Annotated in this window: 22 protein-coding genes and 1 tRNA gene; 9 read left to right on the top strand and 14 right to left on the bottom strand. The window is 67.6% G+C overall.

What is annotated here, in order from left to right; genetic code table 11:
• Nucleotides 1-50: 50 nt before the first annotated feature.
• Nucleotides 51-275: a tautomerase family protein gene (locus GFK26_RS06630; RefSeq protein WP_070061404.1), complete on the bottom strand. Its 225-nt coding sequence runs from the start codon at nucleotides 273-275 to the stop codon at nucleotides 51-53.
• Between the two features lie 31 nt (nucleotides 276-306).
• Nucleotides 307-1047, bottom strand: a complete 741-nt coding sequence (locus tag GFK26_RS06625; protein WP_153281304.1) for an SDR family NAD(P)-dependent oxidoreductase — start codon at nucleotides 1045-1047, stop codon at nucleotides 307-309.
• Nucleotides 1048-1154: 107 nt separating this feature from the next.
• Between GFK26_RS06625 and GFK26_RS06620 the strand changes: the two genes are divergently transcribed.
• Entirely contained in the window at nucleotides 1155-2066 is a 912-nt protein-coding gene (locus tag GFK26_RS06620) for a LysR family transcriptional regulator (protein ID WP_153281303.1), read from the top strand.
• Between the two features lie 16 nt (nucleotides 2067-2082).
• Here GFK26_RS06620 and GFK26_RS06615 read toward each other — a convergent pair whose 3' ends face one another.
• The 9 genes from GFK26_RS06615 to GFK26_RS06575 form a co-directional block, all read right to left on the bottom strand.
• Entirely contained in the window at nucleotides 2083-2784 is a 702-nt protein-coding gene (locus GFK26_RS06615; RefSeq protein WP_153281302.1) for an ABC transporter ATP-binding protein, read from the bottom strand.
• 85 nt (nucleotides 2785-2869) lie between these two features.
• Nucleotides 2870-3625 carry an ABC transporter ATP-binding protein gene (locus tag GFK26_RS06610; protein ID WP_153281301.1) on the bottom strand — a complete coding sequence of 252 codons (756 nt, stop codon included), beginning with the start codon at nucleotides 3623-3625 and terminating at the stop codon, nucleotides 2870-2872.
• A gap of 133 nt (nucleotides 3626-3758) precedes the next feature.
• On the bottom strand, nucleotides 3759-4748 hold the full coding sequence (locus GFK26_RS06605) for a branched-chain amino acid ABC transporter permease (protein WP_153281300.1): 990 nt from the start codon (nucleotides 4746-4748) through the stop codon (nucleotides 3759-3761).
• On the bottom strand, nucleotides 4745-5617 hold the full coding sequence (locus tag GFK26_RS06600; RefSeq protein ID WP_153281299.1) for a branched-chain amino acid ABC transporter permease: 873 nt from the start codon (nucleotides 5615-5617) through the stop codon (nucleotides 4745-4747). The genes GFK26_RS06605 and GFK26_RS06600 overlap by 4 nt, the downstream gene beginning before the upstream one ends.
• Before the next feature lie 150 nt (nucleotides 5618-5767).
• A complete protein-coding gene (locus tag GFK26_RS06595) occupies nucleotides 5768-6943 on the bottom strand; it encodes an ABC transporter substrate-binding protein (protein ID WP_101490609.1) in 1176 nt (391 codons plus the stop codon).
• A complete protein-coding gene (locus tag GFK26_RS06590) occupies nucleotides 6940-7752 on the bottom strand; it encodes an alpha/beta fold hydrolase (protein ID WP_153281298.1) in 813 nt (270 codons plus the stop codon). The genes GFK26_RS06595 and GFK26_RS06590 overlap by 4 nt, the downstream gene beginning before the upstream one ends.
• Nucleotides 7753-7903: 151 nt before the next feature.
• On the bottom strand, nucleotides 7904-9454 hold the full coding sequence (locus GFK26_RS06585; RefSeq protein ID WP_153281297.1) for a benzoate-CoA ligase family protein: 1551 nt from the start codon (nucleotides 9452-9454) through the stop codon (nucleotides 7904-7906).
• Nucleotides 9455-9489: 35 nt separating this feature from the next.
• Nucleotides 9490-11040, bottom strand: a complete 1551-nt coding sequence (locus GFK26_RS06580) for a 3,4-dehydroadipyl-CoA semialdehyde dehydrogenase (protein ID WP_153281296.1) — start codon at nucleotides 11038-11040, stop codon at nucleotides 9490-9492.
• Nucleotides 11037-11531: a DUF4863 family protein gene (locus tag GFK26_RS06575; RefSeq protein ID WP_153281295.1), complete on the bottom strand. Its 495-nt coding sequence runs from the start codon at nucleotides 11529-11531 to the stop codon at nucleotides 11037-11039. The genes GFK26_RS06580 and GFK26_RS06575 overlap by 4 nt, the downstream gene beginning before the upstream one ends.
• Nucleotides 11532-11699: 168 nt before the next feature.
• Here GFK26_RS06575 and GFK26_RS06570 point away from each other — a divergent pair, with 168 nt between their 5' ends.
• From GFK26_RS06570 to GFK26_RS06550, 5 genes are all read left to right on the top strand, one after another.
• Nucleotides 11700-12653 carry a helix-turn-helix transcriptional regulator gene (locus GFK26_RS06570; protein WP_153281294.1) on the top strand — a complete coding sequence of 318 codons (954 nt, stop codon included), beginning with the start codon at nucleotides 11700-11702 and terminating at the stop codon, nucleotides 12651-12653.
• A 139-nt stretch (nucleotides 12654-12792) separates the two neighbouring features.
• Nucleotides 12793-14466, top strand: a complete 1674-nt coding sequence (gene boxC, locus GFK26_RS06565; RefSeq protein ID WP_153281293.1) for a 2,3-epoxybenzoyl-CoA dihydrolase — start codon at nucleotides 12793-12795, stop codon at nucleotides 14464-14466.
• Between the two features lie 37 nt (nucleotides 14467-14503).
• Complete coding sequence (gene boxB, locus GFK26_RS06560) at nucleotides 14504-15931, top strand: benzoyl-CoA 2,3-epoxidase subunit BoxB (protein WP_153281292.1); 1428 nt, start codon at nucleotides 14504-14506, stop codon at nucleotides 15929-15931.
• 130 nt (nucleotides 15932-16061) lie between these two features.
• Entirely contained in the window at nucleotides 16062-17342 is a 1281-nt protein-coding gene (gene boxA, locus GFK26_RS06555; protein ID WP_153281291.1) for a benzoyl-CoA 2,3-epoxidase subunit BoxA, read from the top strand.
• Nucleotides 17343-17352: 10 nt separating this feature from the next.
• Nucleotides 17353-17799 carry a MaoC family dehydratase gene (locus GFK26_RS06550; protein WP_153281290.1) on the top strand — a complete coding sequence of 149 codons (447 nt, stop codon included), beginning with the start codon at nucleotides 17353-17355 and terminating at the stop codon, nucleotides 17797-17799.
• Between the two features lie 105 nt (nucleotides 17800-17904).
• Here GFK26_RS06550 and GFK26_RS06545 read toward each other — a convergent pair whose 3' ends face one another.
• Nucleotides 17905-18411: an adhesin gene (locus GFK26_RS06545; RefSeq protein WP_153281289.1), complete on the bottom strand. Its 507-nt coding sequence runs from the start codon at nucleotides 18409-18411 to the stop codon at nucleotides 17905-17907.
• 249 nt (nucleotides 18412-18660) lie between these two features.
• On the opposite strand from GFK26_RS06545, the gene GFK26_RS06540 reads away from it, so the two are divergent.
• The 3 genes from GFK26_RS06540 to GFK26_RS06530 all read left to right on the top strand — a co-directional run bounded on the left by GFK26_RS06540 (nucleotide 18661) and on the right by GFK26_RS06530 (nucleotide 20153).
• Nucleotides 18661-19122 carry an Rrf2 family transcriptional regulator gene (locus GFK26_RS06540; RefSeq protein ID WP_153281288.1) on the top strand — a complete coding sequence of 154 codons (462 nt, stop codon included), beginning with the start codon at nucleotides 18661-18663 and terminating at the stop codon, nucleotides 19120-19122.
• A complete protein-coding gene (locus tag GFK26_RS06535; protein WP_153281287.1) occupies nucleotides 19112-20014 on the top strand; it encodes an NAD(P)/FAD-dependent oxidoreductase in 903 nt (300 codons plus the stop codon). Before GFK26_RS06540 ends, GFK26_RS06535 begins: the two co-directional genes overlap by 11 nt.
• Before the next feature lie 63 nt (nucleotides 20015-20077).
• Nucleotides 20078-20153: transfer RNA gene (locus GFK26_RS06530), tRNA-Gly, on the top strand.
• Nucleotides 20154-20219: 66 nt separating this feature from the next.
• Here the strand turns inward: GFK26_RS06530 and fahA are convergent.
• Entirely contained in the window at nucleotides 20220-21542 is a 1323-nt protein-coding gene (fahA, locus tag GFK26_RS06525) for a fumarylacetoacetase (RefSeq protein WP_153281286.1), read from the bottom strand.
• A gap of 2 nt (nucleotides 21543-21544) precedes the next feature.
• The gene (locus GFK26_RS06520; RefSeq protein ID WP_056574620.1) at nucleotides 21545-22351 is read right to left on the bottom strand and encodes a cyclase family protein; all 807 of its coding nucleotides are present in this window, start codon (nucleotides 22349-22351) and stop codon (nucleotides 21545-21547) included.
• Between the last annotated feature and the right edge of the window lie 22 nt (nucleotides 22352-22373).

The following is a 22373-nucleotide window of genomic DNA, read 5'->3' as shown; positions in this document are numbered from 1 at the left end:
TTACTCCCGCTCACAGCGAGGGCAACGGTGCCCGATCCGCCGCTGTTGCTTCACTGCGGCGGCTTCGCACGCTCGGCCAGCCGCTTGCGGTACTCAGTGGTCGTCAAACCCGCGAAACCCCAGTCGTCGGTGTCGATCTCCTCGATCACGATGTGCGTCCATTCGGGCGGCTTCTTCAGCACCCGCTCGAGCGTTTCCGTGAACTCGGCAATGACCTGGGTCTTCTGTTCGCGCGTGACGCCGTCACGGGTGATCTTCAGGTTGATGAAAGGCATGGTGCGCTCCTTGGGTGAATGGGTGAGGTGATTACCACTTGCCGGTGCTCATGCCGCCATCCACGGGCAGCACCACGCCGGTCGTGAAATCGGCGCTCGTGAGGTAGAGCACCGCGTCGGCGATCTCCTGCACGGTCGCGATGCGGCCGGCGGGCGCCAGGCCGTTGAGAAAGCCGTGCTGCTCGGGCGTGTACAGCGGCGTGTCCACGATGCCGGGTGCCACCGCATTCACCTTGACGTTGTGCGGTGCGAGTTCGAGCGCCAGCGCGCGCGTCGCGGCATTGATGCCGCCCTTGATCAGCACCGGCAGCACGGCCGGCACCTGCTGGTTCGGCTGCAGCGCGATGCTCGCCGTGATGTTCACGATGTGTCCCTGGCGGCGCGCGACCATGTGCTTTGCCGCGGCCTGCGAGGCATAGACGAAGCCCTTGAGATTCGTTGCGACGAGCTGGTCGAGTTCGTCTTCGGTGTAGTCGACGAAGGGCTTGGCGTTGAAGATGCCCGCGTTGTTGATGAGCACGTCGACCTGGCCGAAGCGCGCCACGGCGCGGTCGACGAGCTGCTGCGCCGTGTCGCGGCGGCCGATGTCGCCCGCCACGCCGAGAAGGCGCGCCGGGTTGCCGAGCTGCTTCGCGGCGGCTGCGAGCCGCTCTTCGGTGCGCGCGTTCGCGACCACGTTGAAGCCGCGCGCGAGGTACGCCTGCGCAAGGCCCAGGCCGATGCCGCTCGAGGCACCGGTGATGACCACGGTGAGGGAAGAGTTGTCCTGCATGTCGGTTCTCCAGGGAAGTTGATGACGTGAGGAGAACTTTATTGATGACGAATCGATAGATAAATCACTAGACTCGCACTTCACTTGATACGCGAGGTAATCAATCCATGCAGCGGCAGTTCGGCGACATCCTCCTGGGCAGCATCGAGTTGTTCTGCCTCGCGGCGGAGAGCGGCGGCTTCACCTCGGCGGCACTCGCTGCCGGCGTGACGCCCGCGGCCGTGAGCCGGTCGATCTCGCGACTCGAGAAGCGGCTGGGGCTGCGGCTGTTCGTGCGCACCACGCGCAGCGTGCGGCTCACCGACGCGGGCCGTGTCTACTTCGCGCAGTGCCGGCAAGCGCTGGCGCAGTTGGCCGAGGCCGAGCGCGAGGTGACGGGCCAGCAGTCGCTGCCTTCGGGCACGCTGCGCATCAGCGTGCCGACCACCTACGGCCACCACCGCATCCTGCCGATGCTGCCGGCGTTTCGCGAACGCTTTCCCGACATCCGGCTGCACGTGCACCTGAGCAACCGCAACATCGATTTCGTGGAAGAGGGTTACGACATGGCCGTGCGCGTGCGGGCCCAGCCCGACTCCACGCTGATTGCGCGGCACCTCGAGGATGCGGACTTGGTCGTGGTCGCCACGCGCAAATACCTGCGCAAGGCCGGCACCCCGCGCACGCTGGACGATCTTGCCGCGCACGAGTGCATCCAGTTCGAACTGCCCAGCAGTGGCCGCCGCATTTCGTGGCTCTTCAAGGAGAACGGCAAGGACCGCGAAGTGTTTGCGGACAGCGCCTACAGCTGTTCCGACGAGGTGCTCGGCGGCGTCACGCTCGCGAAAAGCGGCGCCGGGTTGTTCCAGACCTACCGCTTCGTCGTGGAGAAGGAGCTGGCCGACGGCGCGCTCGTCGAGGTGCTGAAGCCCTTCGCGGGCCGTTCGCGGCCCTACACGCTGCTGTACCCGGACGGGCGCCACGTGCCGCTGCGCATGCGGGTGTTCATCGATTTCCTGATGGCGCAGCGGACCGGGTGAGGCCCGCCACGCAGGCTCACACGCCCAGCAGTTCTTCCAGCACCTTCGGCTGCGCCAGCAGCTCCGCCGACGCGCCATGCCGCACGATCTGCCCCTTCTCCATCACCACCGCCAGGTCGGTGTGCGCGAGCACCTTGCGGTAGTCGCGGTCGACGATCAGCGTGGCAATGCCGGTGCTGCGGATCTCGCTGATCACGCGCCAGATCTCGGCCACGATCAGCGGGGCGAGGCCTTCGGTGGCTTCGTCGAGGATCAGCAGGCGCGGGTTGGTCATGAGCGCGCGGCCGATCGACAGCATCTGCTGCTCGCCGCCCGACAGTTGCTGGCCGCCGTGCGAGAGCCGTTCCGACAGACGCGGAAAGGTGGCCATCACACGGTCGAAGGTCCAGGCGCGCTGGCCGTCGACGCCGGCGCGTTCGCTCATCACGAGGTTCTCGCGCACCGACAGGTTCGGAAAGATGCCGCGGCCCTCGGGTACGTAGCCGATGCCCAGGCGCGCCATCTTCTCGGGCGGCAGGCCGGTAACGGTGCGGCCATCGACCTGCACTTCGCCTGAGGCCGGGCGCACGTAGCCCATGACCGTGCGGATGAGCGTGGTCTTGCCCATGCCGTTGCGCCCGAGCAGGCCGACCGAGGTCGCCGCTGGAATGCCGGCATGCACGCCGCGCAGGATGTGGCTGTTGCCGTAGTACGTGTTGAGGTCGCGAACGATCAGCATCTCAGGCCTCCCGCCGGGCCGCCCCAAGGGAGGCCTGCGCCCCCTCGGGGGGCAGCGAATACACGAAGTGATGAGCGTGGGGGCATCAATGGTTCTCCTCGCCGAGGTAGGCCGTGCGCACTTCGGGGTTCTCGCGAATTTCCTGTGGGTCGCCCGTGGCGATGACCGTGCCGTTCACCATCACGGTGATGCGGTCGGCGATGCGGAACACGGCGTCCATGTCGTGCTCCACCAGCAGGATGGCGTGCGTGGCCTTCAGCCGCGCGAGCAGCGTGAGCATGCGGTCGGTTTCTTCGGCGCCCATGCCGGCGAGCGGCTCGTCGAGCAGCAGCACGCGCGGGTGGGTGGCCAGGCACATCGCCACTTCGAGCTGGCGTTGCGCGCCGTGGCTCAGCGTGCCGGCGATGCGCCGCGCCTCGGCCGTGAGGCCGGCGGCGTCGAGCGCGGCGTCGGCCGATGCGTTGCTGGTGGCGCAGCGCTGCGACGACTGCCAGATCGCCCACGGTTTCGCCGTGGCGGCCTGCGCGGCGAGGCGGCAGTTCTCGTGCACGCTGAACTCCGGAAAGATGGTCGTGCGCTGGTAGCTGCGGCCCACGCCGTCGCGGGCGCGGCGCGACTGCGCACGCGCGGTGATGTCCACGCCGTCGAGCGCGATGCGCCCTTCGGAAGCCTCGATCTCGCCCGAGAGCATGTTGATGAGCGTCGACTTGCCGGCGCCGTTGGTGCCGATCACCGCATGCACTTCGCCGATGTGCAGGTCGAGCGTGACGGCGTTGACGGCGGTGAGGCCGCCGAAGCGGCGGGTGAGTTTGTCGACGGACAGCAGTGCGTGGGTGCTCATGGTGTTGCTCCTTCCCCTTCCGGGGGAAGGTGGGGATGGGGGCAAGCGGCCTTCGAGGCTGCGCGGCGTTGGAGGCCGTCAGCCCCCACCCCGGCCCTCCCCCGGGAGGGGAGGGAGAAATTCAAAGTCGGGGTCATGCGCCTCCCTTCGGCGACAGGCGCTGCACCAAACCGATCAATCCCTTCGGCAACAGCGCCACGAACACGATGATCGCAATGCCCAGCGTCAGCTGCCAGTGGTCGGCCAGCGGCCCCATCACCGCATGCGTCGAGAAGATTTCCTTCAGCAGCGTGAATGCGACCGCGCCGATCACCGCGCCGCGCAGGTGGCCGAGGCCGCCCAGGATCACCATCAGCAGCACCTCGCCCGAGTTGTGCCAGGCCATCAGCTCGGGATTGACCACGCCGTCGCGCGAGGCCAGCAGGAAGCCCGCGAGCCCGGCCAGTGCGCCCGCGAGCACGAAGGCCGCGAGCTTGTAGCCGTACACCGGGAAGCCCGCGGCGCGCATGCGCTGCTCGTTCACGCGGATGCCCGCGAGCGCCGCGCCGAAGCGCGAGCGGCGCACCAGCGCGAGCAGGCCGTAGGTGAACACCAGCGAGGCGAGCACCACGTAGAACAGCACGCTGCGGTTTTCCATGTCGAGCGCGCCGAGGGCCGGGCGCACGTACAGGTAGATGCCGTCGCTGCCGCCGCCGACCTTGGTGTCGTGGAACACGAAGAACGCCATCTGCGCAAAGGCCAGCGTGACCATGATGAAGTACACGCCGCGCGTGCGCAGGCTCAGCGCGCCGACGAACAGCGCATACAGCGCCGCTGCGCCCATCGACAGCACCAGCAGCACCGCGAAGTTGCCGCCCTCGTTGCCCGAGGCCAGCACGGTGACGTACGCACCGATGCCGTAGAAGGCTGCATGGCCCAGGCTCACGAGCCCGGTCATGCCCACCAGCAGCTCCAGGCTGAGCGCAAAGATCGACAGGATCATCACCTTGACGATGAAGTCCGACGCGTAGTTGCCCAGCAGCGGACCGGCCACGGCGAGGGCGATGGCGCACCCCACGGGCACGACGAAGGCACCACGCCGCGGCGACGAAGGTGCAGACACAGACGCAACCACGGGGCTCATGGCCGCCTCCCCATCAAGCCTTCGGGCTTCCAGATCAGCACGATGGCCATCAGCAGGTAGATGCCGATGCCCGCCAGGTCGGCGAAGAACACCTTGCCGAAGGTGTCGACGAAGCCCACCAGCAGCGAGGCCACGAGCGCCCCGGTGATCGAGCCGATGCCGCCGATCACCACCAGCACGAAGCAGATGATGAGCACGCTCGCGCCCATGTTCGGGTACACCGAGGACATCGGCGCGGCGATCATGCCGGCCAGTGCCGCCAGCGCCACGCCGGCCGCGAACACGATGCGGTACAGCCGCTTCACGTCGATGCCCAGGCCGCGCACCATGTCGCGGTTGCTCGCGCCGGCGCGGATCATCATGCCCAGGCGCGTGCGGTTCACCACGTAGTACAGGCCCGCGGCCAGCACGATGCAGGCGGCCGAGGCAAAGAGGCGATACCACGGGTAGCTCATGACGTTGCCCAGCGCGAAGCTGCCGTCGAGCCACGCGGGCACCTTCACGCCGTGCACGTCGTTGCCCACGAAGATGGAGCGCAGTTCCTCGAACACCAGGATGAGCCCGTAGGTCATGAGCACCTGCTGCAGGTGGTCGCGCTGGTAGAGGTAGCTGAAGAAGGCCCACTCCAGCACGTAGCCGAAGATCGCGGCCAGCACCACGCCGGCCACCAGCATCAGCAGAAACTGGTCGCCGAACAGCGGCGCCAGCGAGAACGCCAGGTAGGCGCCGATCATGTAGAAGCTCCCGTGCGCGAGGTTGATGACGCCCATGATCCCGAAGATCAGCGTCAGCCCCGAGGCCACGAGAAAGAGCAGCAGGCCGTACTGAACGGAGTTCAGGCACTGCACTAAGAAGGTTCCGAAATCCACGTTGGAGGTTCTCTCTGAGCGGGATCGTTGAGGGAGGGAGGCAGTGCGCCAGACACCGCGGAACCGGCTTTGCCGGGCCGCAGGTGTCGCCCCCGGTGAGGGGGTTGGCGTAGCGACACGAAGTGCGCGAAGCCTGGGGGAGAGCCAGGCTTACATCCGGCAGCCGCGAGCGGGGTCAGACAGGCCCTTGATGGCCGTGCTCACCAGCTTGTTTTCCTTGCCTTCAACCTTGCGCAGATAGATGTCCTGCACCGGGTTGTGCGACTTGCTCATCGTGAAGGTGCCGCGCGGGCTGTCGATCTTCGCCTTCTCGATCGCGCCCGTGAACTCGGCCTTCTTCGAGATGTCGCCCTTGGTGGCATTCAGGCCCACGCCCAGCATCTGCGCGGCGTCGTAGCCCTGCACCGCGTACACGTCGGGCTGCAGCTTGAACGACTTGGCATAGGCCACGCGGAAGGCGTTGTCGCGCGGGGTGTTCAGGCCGTCGGCGTAGTGCAGCGTGGTGAGCATGCCTTGCGCCGATTCGCCCTGTGCGTCGAGCGTGCCGTCGGTCAGGAAGCCGGGGCCGTACAGCGGGATGGTCTTGTTCAGGCCCGCGGCCTGGTAGTCCTTGACGAACTTCACCGCGCCGCCGCCTGCGAAGAAGGCGTACACCGCATCGGGCTTGGCCGCCGCGATCTCGGTCAGCAGCGCCTGGAACTCCACGTTGGGGAAGGGCAGGGTGAGCTGCTTGTCGACCTTGCCGCCGTTCTTCTCGAAGCCTTCCTTGAAGCCGTTGACCGACTCTTCGCCGGCCGCGTACTTCCAGGTGATGGTCATGACCTTCTTCTTGCCCTGCTGCTTGGCCGCCACTTCGCCCATGGCGAAAGCCGGCTGCCAGTTGCTGAACGAGCTGCGGAAGATGTTGGGCGCGCACATGGGGCCCGTCACCGCGTCGGCGCCGGCGTTCGGCACGATGAGCACGGTGCCGCTTTCCTTGGCGGCCTTGGCCATGGCCATGGCCACGCCCGAGTGCACGGTGCCGACGATCACGTCGACGTTGTCGCGCTTGATGAGCTTGTTGACGTTGTCGGTGGCCTTGGCGGGGTCGGACTCGTCGTCGACCTTGAAGTATTCGATCTCGCGGCCCGCGAGCTTGCCGCCCTGCTGTTCCACGTAGAGCTTGAAGCCGTTTTCAATGGCCACGCCCAGGGCGGTGTAGGTGCCGCTGTAGGGCAGCATCAGGCCGACCTTGAGCTTGCCCGTGCCCTGTGCGCCGGCAGCAGTGGCCAGTGCGGCGAGGGCGATGGCCGTGAGCGCCAGGCGCGCGGTGCGAAGGTTCGTCATGGTGTCTGTCTCCTGTTGTTGGTGATGAAAGAAGCGGTCGCGACGATGACACGATCCGGCTGATCGCGATGCGGGGAATGCCCGCATTCAGGGATTTCGAGCAGCTCGCATGTCCCACTGACGCGCGGTGCGATGTCGCGGATCTGCGCGAGCGTGCCGTATTCGTCGTCGATGCCCTGCACCGCGAGCACGGGGCAGCGGATGGTGGCCAGCTCGGCCTCGATGTTCCAGTCGCGAAAGGGCGGGTGCAGCCAGATGCGGTTCCAGCCCCAGAAGGCCGAGTCGGCGCTGTCGTGGTAGCGGCCGAGCTTGGCGGGTAGATCGGTCGTGCGGTACGCGGTGCGCGCGATTTCGATGTTCGCGACGGTCTTGTCTTCCACGAAGAGGTGCGGCGCGAGCACCACGAGGCCTTCGACCTTGTCGGGGAAGCGCGCGGCATACAGCAGAGAGATCGAGCCACCGTCGCTGTGGCCGAACAGCCAGGGTTTCTCGTCGCCGAGCTTCAGTGCGGCGAACAGCGCGGGCAGCACCTCGTGCGCCTGGCGGTGCATGAAGTCGACGTCCCAGATTTCGTCGTCGGCGCGCGGCGTGGAGCGGCCGTAGCCGGGGCGCGAGAACACGAGGCCGCGCGCGTGGGCGGCTTCGCAGACCTGGGCGGGGAAGTCCTTCCACATCGCGACGGAGCCCAGGCCTTCGTGCAGGAAGACGATGAGCGGGGTGTCGGCGCCGCGCTCGGGGGCGATCCACTGGCACTCGATGCGGATGGGACGGCCGCGCCAGTCGATGGTGGCGAAGGTGGTGGTGCTCATCGCATGGCTCCCGGCTGTTGCTCCTTCCCCTTCCGGGGGAAGGCTGGGATGGGGGCTCGCGGCGCTTGCAAAGGCTGTGCGTGTGTGGAGGCCGATGCCCCCACCCCAACCCTCCCCCGGGAGGGGAGGGAGAAAAACGGGGACCGCATGCTCATGCCTGCTTCTCGCGTTCACGCAACCGAAAGCGCTGGATCTTGCCGGTGGCCGTCTTCGGCAGCTCGCTCACGAACTCCAGAAAGCGCGGGTACTTGTAAGGCGCCAGCCGCTCCTTCACGAAGGCCTTGAGTTCGTCCTCAGAAACGACAGCGCCATCCTTCAGCACCACGAACGCCTTGGTCTTCGTCAGCCCATCCGCATCGTCCTTCCCGATCACCGCAGCCTCGAGCACGGCGGGGTGCTGCATCAGCGTGGCCTCGACCTCGAAGGGCGACACATAGATCCCGCTGACCTTGAGCATGTCGTCGCTGCGGCCCGCATAGGTGAAGTAGCCGTCGGTGTCGCGCGTGTACTTGTCGCCGCTCTTGGTCCAGCCGCCCTGGAAGGTGTCGCGCGACTTCTCACGATTGCACCAGTACATGAGCGCCGAGCTCGGGCCGCGGATGTACAGGTCGCCCACTTCGCCGTCGGGCACGGGGTGGCCGTCTTCGCCGCGCAACTCGACCTCGTAGCCGTCCACCGGCTTGCCCGTGGTGCCGTAGCGCACGTCGCCGGGGCGGTTGGAGATAAAGATGTGCAGCATCTCGGTGGAGCCGATGCCGTCGATGATTTCGCAGCCGAAGTGCGCCTTGAAGCGCTGCGCGATCTCGCCTGGCAGCGCTTCGCCGGCCGACGAGCACATGCGCAGTGCGACCGCATCGCGCGCCGGCAGCTTCGGCGACGCGAGCATGCCTGCGAAGCCGGTTGGGGCGCCGAAGAACACGGTGGGTTGGTGTTCGGTCCAGCGGCGGAAGGTGGCATCGGGCGTGGGGCGCTCGGCCATCAGCACGACGGTCGCGCCGACCGACAGCGGGAAGGTCAGCGCATTGCCCAGGCCGTACGCGAAGTACATCTTGGCGGCCGAGAAGCACACGTCGTCTTCGGTGAGGCCGAGCACGGGCTTGCCGTAGAGCTCGGCGGTCCACCACAGGTTGGCGTGCGTGTGCACCGTGCCCTTGGGCTTGCCGGTGGAGCCGGAGGAATAGAGCCAGAAGCCGGGGTCGTCCGACGCGGTGAGCGCGGGTGCGGGCTGTGGCTCGACGGCGGCGAGTGCGGCTTCAAACTCGTGCGCGCCCTCGGGCAATGCGCCCGTCGGTTGCGACACGAACAGCGTCTGCACTTCATGGCCGCCGCGCGCCATCGCATCCTGCAAGGTCGGCAGCAGCGCGCCCGACACCAGCACGGCCTGTGCGCGGCTGTGGTCGAGCATGTAGGCGTAGTCGTCGGGCGTGAGCAGCGTGTTCACGGCCACGGGCACGATGCCCGCGTAGAGGCAACCCAGAAAGCTCACGGGCCAGTCGTTGCCGTCGAGCATGAGCAGCAGCACGCGCTCTTCGCGGCGCAGGCCCGCGGCTTTCAACGCGGCGGCCAGGCGCCGCGCGCGGTCTTCGAGTTGGCCGTAGCGCAGCGTGCCGCGGTCGTCGATGTAGGCGGTGCGCTCGGCGCGGCCGCGGTTGAGGGCGAACAGGTGTTCGGCAAAGTTGAATCGTGCGGGCAGGCTGCTCATCGTGTTGTCTCCTTGGGGCCTGTGCGTGGCTGGCTCTAGAGGCCGAGGGCGGCGAGCACGCCGGGGCTCGCCTGCACCGCGCTCTTGCGGTGATAGAAGTCGAGCGCGCGCAGGCCGCCCAGTTCGGCGCCGCCGCCCGCGCGGCCGGGGCCGCCGTGCATCGACATCGGCATCACGTTGCCGTGGCCGGTGTGGGCTTGCGCGACCTCGGGCGTGATGACGTGCACGCGGCCGTGGCTCGGTGCGACCGACAGCGCGGCCTGCGCCAGAGCGGCATCGTCGCTGCCGTACAGCGAGGTGACGAGTGAGCCCTGGCCCCGGTGTGCGAGCGCGATGCCGTGCACGAGGTCGTTGTAGGGCAGCAGCGTGGCGACCGGGCCGAACACTTCCACGTCGTGCACGCGCTGTGCGGCATCGGCGTCGCGCGCGCCCAGCAGCACGGGGCCGATGCAGGCGGCCACGGCCGGGTCGGCGTCGATGAGGGGCTTGTTGCTGCTGTCGTGCAGCACGGTGGTCTGCGCGGCCAGGGCGTCGAGGCCGTCGCGCACGGCGTTCAGCTGCGCGCGGCTCACGAGCGAACCCATGCGCACGTTCTCGTTGCGCGGGTTGCCGACGGTCACGCCCGCGAGCTTGGCGCCGATGGCTTCGGCGGCGGTGTCGTACACCTCGGCCGGCACCAGGATGCGGCGGATGGCGGTGCACTTCTGGCCCGACTTGACCGTCATCTCGCGCACCACTTCGCGCACGAGGAGGTTGAAGGCCTCGCTGCCGGGCGCGGCGCCGGGCAGCAGCAGGGCGCTGTTGAGGCTGTCGGCCTCGATGTTCACGCGCACCGAGCGCTCGGCCACGGCCGGGTGCGAACGGATGAGGGCGGCCGTCTCGGCCGAGCCGGTGAACGAGACCACGTCGAAGGGCTGCAGCTGGTCCATCAGACCGGCCGAGCCGCCGCAGATGACCGACAGCGCGCCGGCCGGCAGCACGCCCGCATCGACCACGTCCTTCACCATGCGCTGCGTGAGCCAGGCGGTGGCCGTGGCGGGCTTCACGATCACGGGCACGCCCGACAGCAACGCGGGCGCGGCCTTTTCCCACAGGCCCCACGAGGGGAAATTGAAGGCGTTGATGAACAACGCCACGCCGTGCGTCGGCACCTGCAGGTGCTGCGACTGGAACACGGGCTCCTTGCCGAGCTTCACGGCGTCGCCGTCGCGCAGTGCACGCACGTCGCCGAGCGCGTCGCCCCACTTCGCGTACTGGCCGAGCGTGAAGATCGCGCCGTCGATGTCGACGGCCGAGTCGTTCTTCACCGTGCCGCAGTTCGCGGTGGCGATCTCGTAGTAGGCGTCGCGGTTCGCCTGCAGCACCTTCACGATGGCTGCGAGCAGGCCGGCGCGTTGGCGGTAGGTGAGGGCGCGCAGCGCGCGGCCGCCCTGTGCGCGGGCGAAGCTGAAGGCTTCGGGCAGGTCGAGGCCGGTGGCGTCGACGCGCGCGAGTTCGGTGCCGAGCACCGGGTCGAACAGGGGCGTGCCGGCGCCCGTGCCGCTTTGCCAGCGGCCGGCGACGTGGTTGGCGAGAAGGTCGGTCATGGAGTGAACTTGATCTGCCCTTCGGGCAGCAGGTAGAGGACGAGTGCGCGGCCCTGGGCCACGGTCGGGCGGTGTGCGGTGCCGGGCCCGTAGACGCACCAGCCCGCGGGCCGTCCGTCGAAGGTGGCGGCGGGGGTGTCGTCCAGCGGCATGATCAGGTCGATCTCGCCGTTCGGGTGCGTGTGATGCGGGCCGGCGAGGTCCTGCATGTCGACCACGTCGACCGAGAAGCGGTGCAGCGCGTCTTCGGCCTTGAACACGCGGCCGTACTTGATGCCGCCGCCTTCGCGCTCGCACAGCCAGCCTTCGGCAACGCCGCCGATGCAGGCCTGGCGCAGTTGCGCAAAGCGGGCGCTGCCGGCGCCGTAGGTGGCGTTGAGCCACTGGTCCAGCGTGTCGTCGAGCGGCTGGCCGGCGATCTCGGCGGTCAGGCCGGCGATCAGCTGGTGAAATGCCGCCTTGCCGGTGGCGGGCGTGGAGGTGTCGGACATCGTGGGCCTCGAACGGATGAACTATCGACTTCTTGCAGGAAGGCTGCGCGTGCAGTATCTTGCGTGTGATCGAACAATAAGCAGCGAGACAACAGGTGTCAAGCAATATAGTGCATCTATGGTGTTTACCCTGAGCGCGCACAATCCCGGCGAAGAACGAGGAATGGCATGAACGAGCATGTAGACGCGGTGCTGGCCACCGCGCCCGAGGGCGGCCCAGGCAATAGCAATAGCAACAGCGCCGCCGTGGCCGGGGAGGCCAAGAACCCGCTGCTGGTGGCACTGGGCGACCGCGTGCGCAACCTGCGCGCGCAGCGCGGCCTCACGCGCAAGGCCGTGGCCTTGTCGGCCGACGTGTCGGAGCGCCACCTGGCGAACCTGGAATACGGCATCGGCAACGCATCGATCTTGGTGCTGCAGCAGGTGGCCGGGGCGCTGCACTGCTCGCTGGCCGAGCTGGTGGGCGACGTGACGACCAGTTCGCCCGAGTGGCTGCTGATCCGCGAACTGCTGGAGCACCGCAGCGAGGCCGACCTGCGCCGCGTGCGCGTGGCGCTCGGCGAGATGCTGGGCACGGCCTCGGTCGATCCGGCGCGGCACCGGCGCATCGCGCTCGTGGGGCTGCGCGGCGCGGGCAAGTCGACGCTGGGGCAGATGCTGGCCGAGGACCTGGAGATTCCGTTCATCGAACTGAGCCGCGAGATCGAGAAGCTCGCGGGTTGCAGCGTGCGCGAAATCCACGACCTGTACGGCACCAACGCCTACCGCCGCTACGAACGCCGCGCGCTCGAAGAAGCGGTGCAGATCTACAGCGAGGTGGTCATTGCCACGCCCGGCGGCATCGTGTCCGACCCGGCCACCTTCAACGAACTGCTGGCCCACTGCACCACCGTGTGGCTGCAGGCCGCGCCCGAGGAGCACATGGGCCGCGTGGCCGCTCAAGGCGACACCCGCCCGATGGCCGCCAGCAAGGAAGCCATGGAAGACCTGCGCCGCATCCTGAACGGGCGCGCCGCTTTCTATTCGAAGGCCGATCTGTCGGTGGACACGAGTGGGAAGACGCTGCAGCAGAGCTTCCAGGCGCTGCGCGCGGTCGCCCGCCAATCCATAGGCCTGGTCTAGGCCGCTGCATCTGAAAAAAAGCACAACAGGCATTGACTTGCCTGTTTGCATGCAGCATGATGCATGTCATCGGAACAAGGAAGTGCATTATTATTCCTGTTCACGGTTTTCTGAACACAGCCCCACAGGAGACTTCCGCATGACCGACACCACGCTCCAGGCGCCCCAGCGCGTCGACTACCGCATCGAACCTGCCCAGTACCGCCACTGGTCGCTGAGCTTCGACGGCGCCATTGCGCGCCTCACGCTCGACATCGCGGAAGACGGCGGCATTCGCCCCGGCTACAAGCTCAAGCTCAACAGCTATGACCTGGGCGTGGACATCGAGCTGAACGACGCGCTCAACCGCATCCGCTTCGAGCACCCCGAAGTGCGCAGCGTGATCGTCACCAGCGGCAAGGACCGCATCTTCTGCTCGGGCGCCAACATCTTCATGCTGGGCGTGTCGAGCCACGCCTGGAAGGTGAACTTCTGCAAGTTCACCAACGAGACGCGCAACGGCATGGAAGACACCTCCAAGCACTCGGGCCTGAAGTTCCTCGCGGCCGTGAACGGCGCCTGCGCCGGCGGCGGCTACGAGCTGGCGCTGGCCTGCGACGAAATCTTGCTGGTGGACGACCGCTCCTCGTCGGTCTCGCTGCCCGAAGTGCCGCTGCTCGGCGTGCTGCCCGGCACCGGCGGCCTGACCCGCGTGACCGACAAGCGCCATGTGCGCCACGACCTCGCCGACATCTTCTGCACCAGCGTCGAAGGCGTGCGCGGCCAGCGCGCGGTCGACTGGCGCCTGGTCGATGCCGTGGCCAAGCCCGCGCAGTTTCCCGCCGCCGTGCAGGAACGCGCCACGCAGCTCGCCGCCGGCAGCGACCGTCCGGCCGGCGCCAAGGGCGTGGCCCTGACCCGCGTCGAGCGCACCGACAGCGCCGACGGCATCGCGTATGCCAACGTCAACGTGCAGATCGACCGCAGCAAGCGCACCGCGACGATCACCGTGAAGGCGCCCACCGGTGCGCAGCCGGCCTACATCGCCGGCATCGAAGCCGCAGGCGCCGCGTGGTGGCCGCTGGCCGTGTGCCGCGAGCTCGACGACGCCATCCTCAACCTGCGCACCAACGAACTCGACGTCGGCACCTGGCTGCTCAAGACCGAAGGCGACGCCGCCGCCGTGCTCGCATCGGACGCCGTGATGTTCGCCAACAAAGACCACTGGCTGGTGCGCGAAACCATCGGCGGCCTGCGTCGCACGCTGGCGCGCCTCGATGTGTCGTCGCGCAGCCTCTTCGCGCTGGTCGAGGCCGGCTCGTGCTTCGCCGGCACGCTGGCCGAGCTGGCTTTTGCGGCCGACCGCAGCTACATGCTCGCGCTGCCCGACGACGCCGCGCGCGCACCGAAGCTCACGCTCAACGAATTCAACTTCGGCTTCTTCCCGATGGTGAACGACCAGAGCCGCCTGCAGCGCCGCTTCTATGAAGAGACCGCGCCGCTCGAAGCTGCGCGCGCCGCCGCCGGCCAGGCGCTCGACGCCGACGAGGCCGTGAAGCTCGGCCTCGTGACCGCCGCGCCCGACGACATCGACTGGGACGACGAGATCCGCATCGCCATCGAAGAGCGCGCCGCCATGTCGCCCGACGCACTCACCGGCCTCGAAGCCAACCTGCGCTTCGCGAGCAAGGAGAACATGGCCACCCGCATTTTCGGCCGCCTCACGGCCTGGCAGAACTGGATCTTCAACCGCCCCAACGCCGTCGGCGAAAAGGGCGCATTGAAGGTCTACGGCACCGGTCAAAAAGCCGGCTTCGACTTGAACCGCGTTTGAGCACAGAGCAGCAGTCCGCACAACCCAAGGAACAACGATGAGCACGATCAACTACAGCGAGAAGATCCCCAACAACGTCAACCTCGGCGAAGACCGCACGCTGCAGCGCGCGCTCGAAGGCTGGCAACCCAACTTCATCAACTGGTGGGACGACGTGGGCCCCGAAGGCTCGACCAACCATGACGTGTACCTGCGCACGGCCGTGAGCGTCGACCCGCAGGGCTGGGCGCAGTTCGGCCACGTGAAGATGCGCGACTACCGCTGGGGCATCTTCCTGAACCCGGGCGATGCCAACCGCGAAGTGCACTTCGGCGACCACAAGGGCGAGAAGGTCTGGCAGGACGTGCCCGGCGAACACCGCGCCAACCTGCGCCGCATCATCGTCACGCAGGGCGACACCGAGCCCGCGTCGGTCGAGCAGCAGCGCCACCTGGGCCTCACGGCGCCGTCGATGTACGACCTGCGCAATCTGTTCCAGATCAACGTCGAAGAAGGCCGCCACCTGTGGGCCATGGTCTACCTGCTGCAGAAGCACTTCGGCCGCGACGGCCGCGAAGAGGCCGACGCGCTGCTGCAGCGCACCTCGGGCGACGCCAACAACCCGCGCATCCTGGGCGCCTTCAACGAGAAGACGCCCGACTGGCTCGCGTTCTTCATGTTCACCTACTTCACCGACCGCGACGGCAAGTTCCAGCTGGCCGCGCTGGCCGAGAGTGCGTTCGACCCGCTGGCGCGCACCACGAAGTTCATGCTGACCGAAGAAGCGCACCACATGTTCGTGGGCGAGAGCGGCGTGTCGCGCGTCATCGCGCGCACCGCACAGGTCATGAACGAGCTCAAGACCGACGACGCGCAGAAGATCCGCGCCGCCGGCTGCATCGACCTGGGCACCATCCAGCGCTACCTGAACTTCCACTACTCGGTGACCATCGATCTGTTCGGCGCCGACCAGTCGAGCAACGCCGCCATCTTCTACAGCTCGGGCCTGAAGGGCCGCTACGAAGAAGGCAAGCGCGACGACGACCACGTGCTCAAAGGCCAGACCTACAAGGTGCTCGAAGTGCGCGACGGCCAGCTCGTCGAGAAGGACGTGCCGATGCTCAACGCACTGAACGAAGTGCTGCGCGACGACTTCATCAAGGACTCGGTGTCCGGCGTCGGCCGCTGGAACAAGGTGCTCGAGAAGGCCGGCATTCCGACGCGTCTGGTCGTGCCGCACAAGGCCTTCAACCGCCAGATCGGCGCGCTCGCCGGCATCAAGATGTCGCCCGAGGGCCGCGTGGTGAGCGAGGTCGAATGGGCCGCCAAGCGCGACGAATGGCTGCCGAGTTCCGAAGACTTCGCTTTCGTGGCATCGTTGATGGGCCGCGTGATCGAGCCGGGCAAGTTCGCAGGCTGGATTGCACCGCCGGTGATGGGCATCAACCGCCAGCCTGTCGATTTCGAGTACGTGCGTTTCGGTTGATCCGGGATTTCGGTATTGCTCCTTCCCCGCTGGGGAAGGCTGGGATGGGGCACAGCAGCGTGACCACGACAAACGCCGCTGGCCCCACCCAACCCTCCCCGGAAGGGGAGGGCTTTCAGGAGAGAACAACATGGACATGGTCGTTGAAGCCGGGATCATCAAGCAGCACCTGATCGACCCCGAGATCTGCATCCGCTGCAACACCTGCGAGGCGACCTGCCCCGTGAACGCGATCACGCACGACGACAACAACTACGTTGTGCGTGCGGACGTCTGCAACGGCTGCATGGCCTGCATCTCGCCGTGCCCCACGGGCTCGATCGACAACTGGCGCACCATGCCTTTGGTGCGTGCGTACACCATCGAAGAGCAGCTCACGTGGGAAGAGCTCCCCGCAGAACTCTCGCCCGAAGAACTCGAAGCCGCCGGCGTGTCCGGTGCTTCCGCCGAGGCTGCAGAAGCGCCCGCGCAGACGCAGGCCCAGGCTGCGGCCGAAGCCACCGAGCCGGTCTTCAACTCCGCGCAGTACGGTGCCAGCGTGCCGCCCTGGTCGGCCGCGCACGCGTACACCAACCTGTTCCCGCCGAAGACCCCGACCACCGCCACCGTGGTGGGCAACTTCAACTGCACCGAGGCCGGCTTCGACAGCGAGACGCACCACATCGTGCTCGACTTCGGCGTGGTGCCGTTCCCCGTGCTCGAGGGCCAGTCGATCGGCATCGTGCCGCCGGGCGTCGATGCCATCGGCAAGCGCCACCATGCGCGCCAGTACTCGGTGGCCAGCCCGCGCAACGGCGAGCGGCCCGGCTACAACAACGTCTCGCTCACCGTGAAGCGCGTCACCGAGGACCACGAAGGCGACCCGGTGCGCGGCGTGTGCTCCAACTACGTGTGCGACCTCAAGGTGGGCGACACGGTGCAGGTGGTGGGCCCCTTCGGTTCGTCGTTCCTGATGCCGAACCATCCCAAGTCGCACATCGTGATGATCTGCACCGGCACCGGCAGTGCACCGATGCGCGCCATGACCGAATGGCGCCGGCGCCTGCGCAAGAGCGGCAAGTTCGAAGGCGGCAAGCTCATGCTGTTCTTCGGCGCGCGCACGCAGCAGGAGCTGCCGTACTTCGGCCCGCTGCAGTCGCTGCCCAAGGACTTCATCGACATCAACTTCGCGTTCTCGCGCACGGCGGGGCAACCCAAGCGCTACGTGCAGGACCTGATGCGCGAACGCGCCGCCGACCTGGCCGCGCTGCTGAAAGACGGCGCGAGCCATTTCTATGTGTGCGGCCTCAAGAGCATGGAAGAGGGCGTAGTGCTCGCACTGTGCGACGTGGCGAAAGAAGCGGGGCTCGACTGGGACACCGTGGGCGCCGCACTGAAGCGCGAAGGCCGACTCCACCTCGAAACGTACTAAGCTGCGGCGAATGCTGTTCGCCGACTTCCATGCAGGCCAGGTCATCGAGGCCGGGCCTTATGTGCTCACCGAAGCCGAGCTGCTGCAGTTCGCGCGGGCCTACGACCCGCAGTGGTTCCACACCGACGCCGAGGCCGCTGCCGAAAGCCCCTTCGGCGGCCTCATCGCCAGCGGCTGGCACACCTGTTCGATCGCGATGCGGCTGGTGGTCGAGGCCGCACTGGCCGGCTCCGAATCGTTCGCCTCGCCCGGGCTCGAGCACGTGCGCTGGCCGAACCCGGTGCGACCTGGCGATGCGCTGCGGCTCGTGGCCGACGTGATCGAAGTGCGCCGCTCCGAAAAGCGCCCCACGCTCGGCATCCTGCGCTGGCGCTGGCGGCTGTTCAACCAGCGCGCGCTGGTGGTGCTCGACACCGAAGTCACCAGCCTCTTCAAGCTGCCCGCACCCGGCCCCTAACGACACAAGCCCGCAACGCACGAAGCGTTGCGGGCTTGATTTCGTTGAAGCGATGCGCTGCAGCAGCCGCGTCCGGCCACTGCAGCAATGCGGCGTGCGACCTGCTTACTTCTTGTGCAGGTCGACCGCGCCCGAGCCCTGCGCCTTGCCGCTCGCCTTGGCGCCGGCCGTGGCCGGTTTCACCGCGCCGCCGACCGCGCCCGCGGCACCGGTCGCGCTGTTCACGGTGCTGCCGACGGTGTTGGTCACACCGCCGACGGCCTGCGTCGCACCGCCCGCAGCCTGTGTCGCGCCGCCCACGGCGCCGGTGGCACCGCCGACCGCACCCGTGGCCGTGCCGAGCACGCCACCGACGGCATTGCCCACGCCGCCGGTCGCACCGGAGGTCGAGGTGTCGGTGTTGGCATTCGTATTGGCACCGGCCGACGCACCGGTCTGCGAGCGTGCACCCGCTGCGCCGCCTTGCGTCGCACCAGTCGCGCCCGAGGCCTTCACATCGGCGTTGACCCCCACGCCGACCCCGACGCCTTGCGCCTGGGCCGTCGCGCCGAGGGCCAGGAGGCCCGCCAGCATGGCGCCGATGAAGATGCGGTTGGTTGCATGTGTAGTCATGAGTGACAGTTCCTTTCGTTGCTGAGTCACGGTTTCCAGAACCGACCGGGGTTCGATCGATTCGGGGGCAACCATCACGGGCCGGCGGGTTGTCGCCATGTGCGGCGCGTTCGCCCGCTGCTGTGGGAATCGACCGTCGGCGAAATGAGGGGCTCGTGCGTTAGGGCGGCGTCTGCAAATCCCCGCGCGATCCGGGGTTTTTGGATGTCGAGCGCCATGCCGTCGGAAACATGCAACTCATAATGTTGCATGAAACGAGACAGCAAGCTCTCCGGCGTGCTCCACGTGCTGCTGCACATGGCCGAGCTGGACGCACCCATCACCTCCGAGGCGCTCGCCGCGGCGATGCAGACCAACCCCGTCGTCGTGCGCCGGCTCATGGCGGGGCTGCGACAGGCCGGCTTCGTCAGCTCGGCGAAGGGGCATGGCGGCGGCTGGGTGCTGTCGTGCTCGCTGGGCTCGGTGACGCTGGGCGACATCCACAACGCCGTCGGGGCGCCCGCGCTGCTGGCCATGGGCAACCGCGCCGAGAGCCCGGGCTGCATCGTCGAGCAGGCGGTGAACGCCGCACTCGACGGCGCCTGCCAGGAGGCCGAGGCGCTGCTGCTGCGGCGGCTCAACGGCATCACGCTGGCCGATCTTTCCAAGGACTTTCATCGCCGCATGACGGGCGGCGGCTTCACCCTGAAGGACATCGCACATGCGTTATGACGCACTCATCGTGGGCGGTAGCTTTGCCGGCCTTTCCGCCGCCATGCAACTGGCGCGCGCACGCAGGAAGGTCTGCGTCGTCGACGCAGGGGCCCCGCGCAATCGCTTCGCCGACGCCTCGCACGGCTTCTTCGGGCAGGACGGCATGCCGCCGCTGCAGATGATTGCCAACGCGCGCGACAAGCTGCTCGCCTATCCGTCGGTCACTTTCGTCGAGGGCACGGTGACTGTGGCAACGGCCGATGGCGAGGAGGGCTTCACCGTTTCATTGAGCAACGGGGAAAAGCTTTCCACGCGCAAGCTGCTGCTGGCCTTCGGCGTGCAGGACGGTCTGCCCGACATTCCGGGGCTCGGCGAGCGCTGGGGCAAGAGCGTGCTGCACTGTCCCTATTGCCACGGCTACGAGTTCGGTGATCGCCCGCTGGGCGTGCTCTTTCACAGCGCGCATCCGCCGGACCACGCGATGCTGATCGCCGAGTGGGGCCCGACCACGCTCTTCCTGAATGGCGCTGAAGGGCCGGATGCCGAGGCACGCGCCCGGCTGCAATCGCGCGGCGTGACCCTCGAGCCCGGGCGCATCGCCGGCCTCGAAGGGCAGGGGACGGACCTGACGGCCGTGCGCCTGGACGACGGGCGGCGTGTGCCGATCGAGGCGCTGTTCGTGGCGCCGCACACGCGGCCGACCAGTCCGCTGGCCGAACAGCTGGGCTGCGCGTTCGACGACGGCCCGACCGGCCCGGTATTGCGCGTCGATGCGATGAAGACGACCACGGTGCCCGGCGTCTATGCGGCGGGCGATGTGGCGATGGCTTTCTCCAACGCCACGCTCGCCTCGGCCGACGGGCTGTTTGCCGGGGTGTCGATGCACCGCGCGCTGGTGTTCGGGGCCTGATTTCAAATTTTTTCGGTGGAGGCTGGCAAACGGCTCAGAACCACCCTATAATCTGAGGCTCACGCGGGAATAGCTCAGTTGGTAGAGCGCAACCTTGCCAAGGTTGAGGTCGAGAGTTCGAGACTCTTTTCCCGCTCCAAATCGCATGAAAAAGGCCACCTCACCAGGTGGCCTTTTTCATTGGCGCGGCGGTTTCACCCCGAGGTCATCCTCGCGCCGGCAGCACGGTCCCCCGGCTCTCGCCGAAACCGATGCGCGCATGGCCGGGCTTCTCGCACCAGCCGCGCAGCAGCACCGCATCCCCGTCTTCCAGGAATCCGCGCGTTTCGCCGTTGGCCAGCGTCACCGGGGTTTGGGCCGCGCGGGTCAGTTCGATGATCGCGCCGGCCTCGCCTTCGCCAGGGCCCGAGATGGTGCCGCTGCCGAACAGGTCGCCCGGGTTCAGGCTGCAGCCGCCCACCGTGTGGTGCGCCACCATTTGCGCAACGCTCCAGTACTGGTGACGGAAGCTCGTGCCCGACAGGCGCGACGGCCCGGTCTTCTGTTCGCGCGCCTGCTCGCTTTCGAGCCACACCTCGAGCCGGATGTCGAGCGCGCCGCCTTCGCGGTTCGCGCTGCCTTCCAGGTATGGGAGCGGTTGCGGGTCGTTCGCGGGCCGCGTCCATGCCTGGCGGTAGGGCGCGAGCGCTTCCATCGTCACGATCCACGGCGAGATCGTGGTGGCGAAGTTCTTCGCGAGGAAAGGCCCGAGCGGCGCCATTTCCCAGAACTGGATGTCGCGCGCCGACCAGTCGTTGAGCAGGCAGAGGCCGAAGATGTGTTCCTCCGCGTTTTCGAGCGGAATCGCCTCGCCCTGCGCATTGCCTTGGCCGATCCACACGCCCAGCTCCAGTTCGTAGTCGAGCCGCGCGCAGGCCTGGTAGGTCGGCGCCTTCGCGCCGGGCGCCATGGCCTGGCCCATCGGCCGGTGAAAGCGCTGGCCGCTCACGCCGATGGTCGACACGCGCCCGTGGTACGCCGTCGGCACCCAGCGGAAGTTGGGCGTGACGTCGCCGTCGGGGTTCATCAGGCGGCTGATGTTCAGTGCGTGGTCGATCGAGGTGTAGAAGTCGGTGTAGTCGCCGATGCGCGCGGGCACGGTGTAGTCGACCTCGGCCTGCGGCACGAGGCAGGGCTGCAGGTCGTCCGCCGTCGCGGTCGGTGCATCGCTGCGCAAGAGCGCGAAGATCGCATGGCGCAGCGCCTGCCAGGCGGACGGGCCGAGCGCGAAGAAATCGTTGAGCGCGGGCAACGCAGCTGCACGCGCCGCATCGAGCGCGAGGCCGTTGACGTGCGATCCCGCAGCCAGCGCCGCGAGGTCGAGCACCTGGTCGCCGATGGCCACGCCACCGCGGAACGGCTCGGGGCTGCCCATGCGACGGAACATCGCATACGGCAGGTTCTGGATCGGAAAGTCGCTGCCTGCGACGTTGGCCGATGTGACCCAGCTGCGAGCGCTGGCGTCGTGCGTGTGGTTGAGTTCGATCATGTTCAGACCGACGCCATCAGCGCGTCGTCGAAGATCGCCACTGCGCGCGTCCAGCCCGCCGAAGCGCCGCGGATCTTGTGCGGAAAGCAGCTGATGAAGAAGCCCGTGGGCGGCAGCACCTCGAGGTTGTGCAGCTTCTCGATGTGGCAGTAGCCGATGTCGCGCCCGGCCTTGTGGCCTTCCCAGATCAGCGACGCGTCCTGCGTCTCGCCGTATTTCTTCGCGGTGTGCACGAAGGGCGCGTCCCAGCTCCACGCGTCGGTGCCCGTGAGGCGCACGCCGCGCTCCAGCAGGTACATCGTCGCTTCGTAGCCCATGCCCGCGCCGGCCGACACGTAGTCGTTGTTGCCGTAGCGCGAGCCCGCGCGCGTGTTGACCACCACGATCTCCAGCGGGCTCAGCGTGTGGTTGATGCGCTTGAGCTCGGCCTCGACATCGGCGGCCGTGACCACGTAGCCGTCGGCAAAGTGGCGAAAGTCGAGCTTCACGCCGGGCTGGAAGCACCATTCGAGCGGTACGTCGTGGATGGCGATGGCGGGCTTCTTCTCGCCCAGTGCCTTGTCCATCGTCGAGTGAAAGTGATAGGGCGCATCGAGATGCGTGCCGTTGTGCGTGGACAGCTGCACCAGCTCCACGGCCCAGCCTTCGCCGTCGGGCAGGTCTTCTTTCTTCAGGCCGGGAAAGAAAGGCTCGATCTGCTCGAAGGTGTTGTCGTGCGTGAAGTACTGGATCTTCGGCGCGAAGGCCGGTGGATCGGACAGCACGTCGTTTTCGAGAAAGATCGACAGGTCGACGAACTTGCGTGGCATGGCGAGGCTCCTTGTGGGGTGT

This window comes from Variovorax paradoxus, assembly GCF_009498455.1.
GTDB lineage: Bacteria > Pseudomonadota > Gammaproteobacteria > Burkholderiales > Burkholderiaceae_C > Variovorax > Variovorax paradoxus_H.
This window is presented reverse-complemented; position numbering and strand designations above follow the sequence as displayed.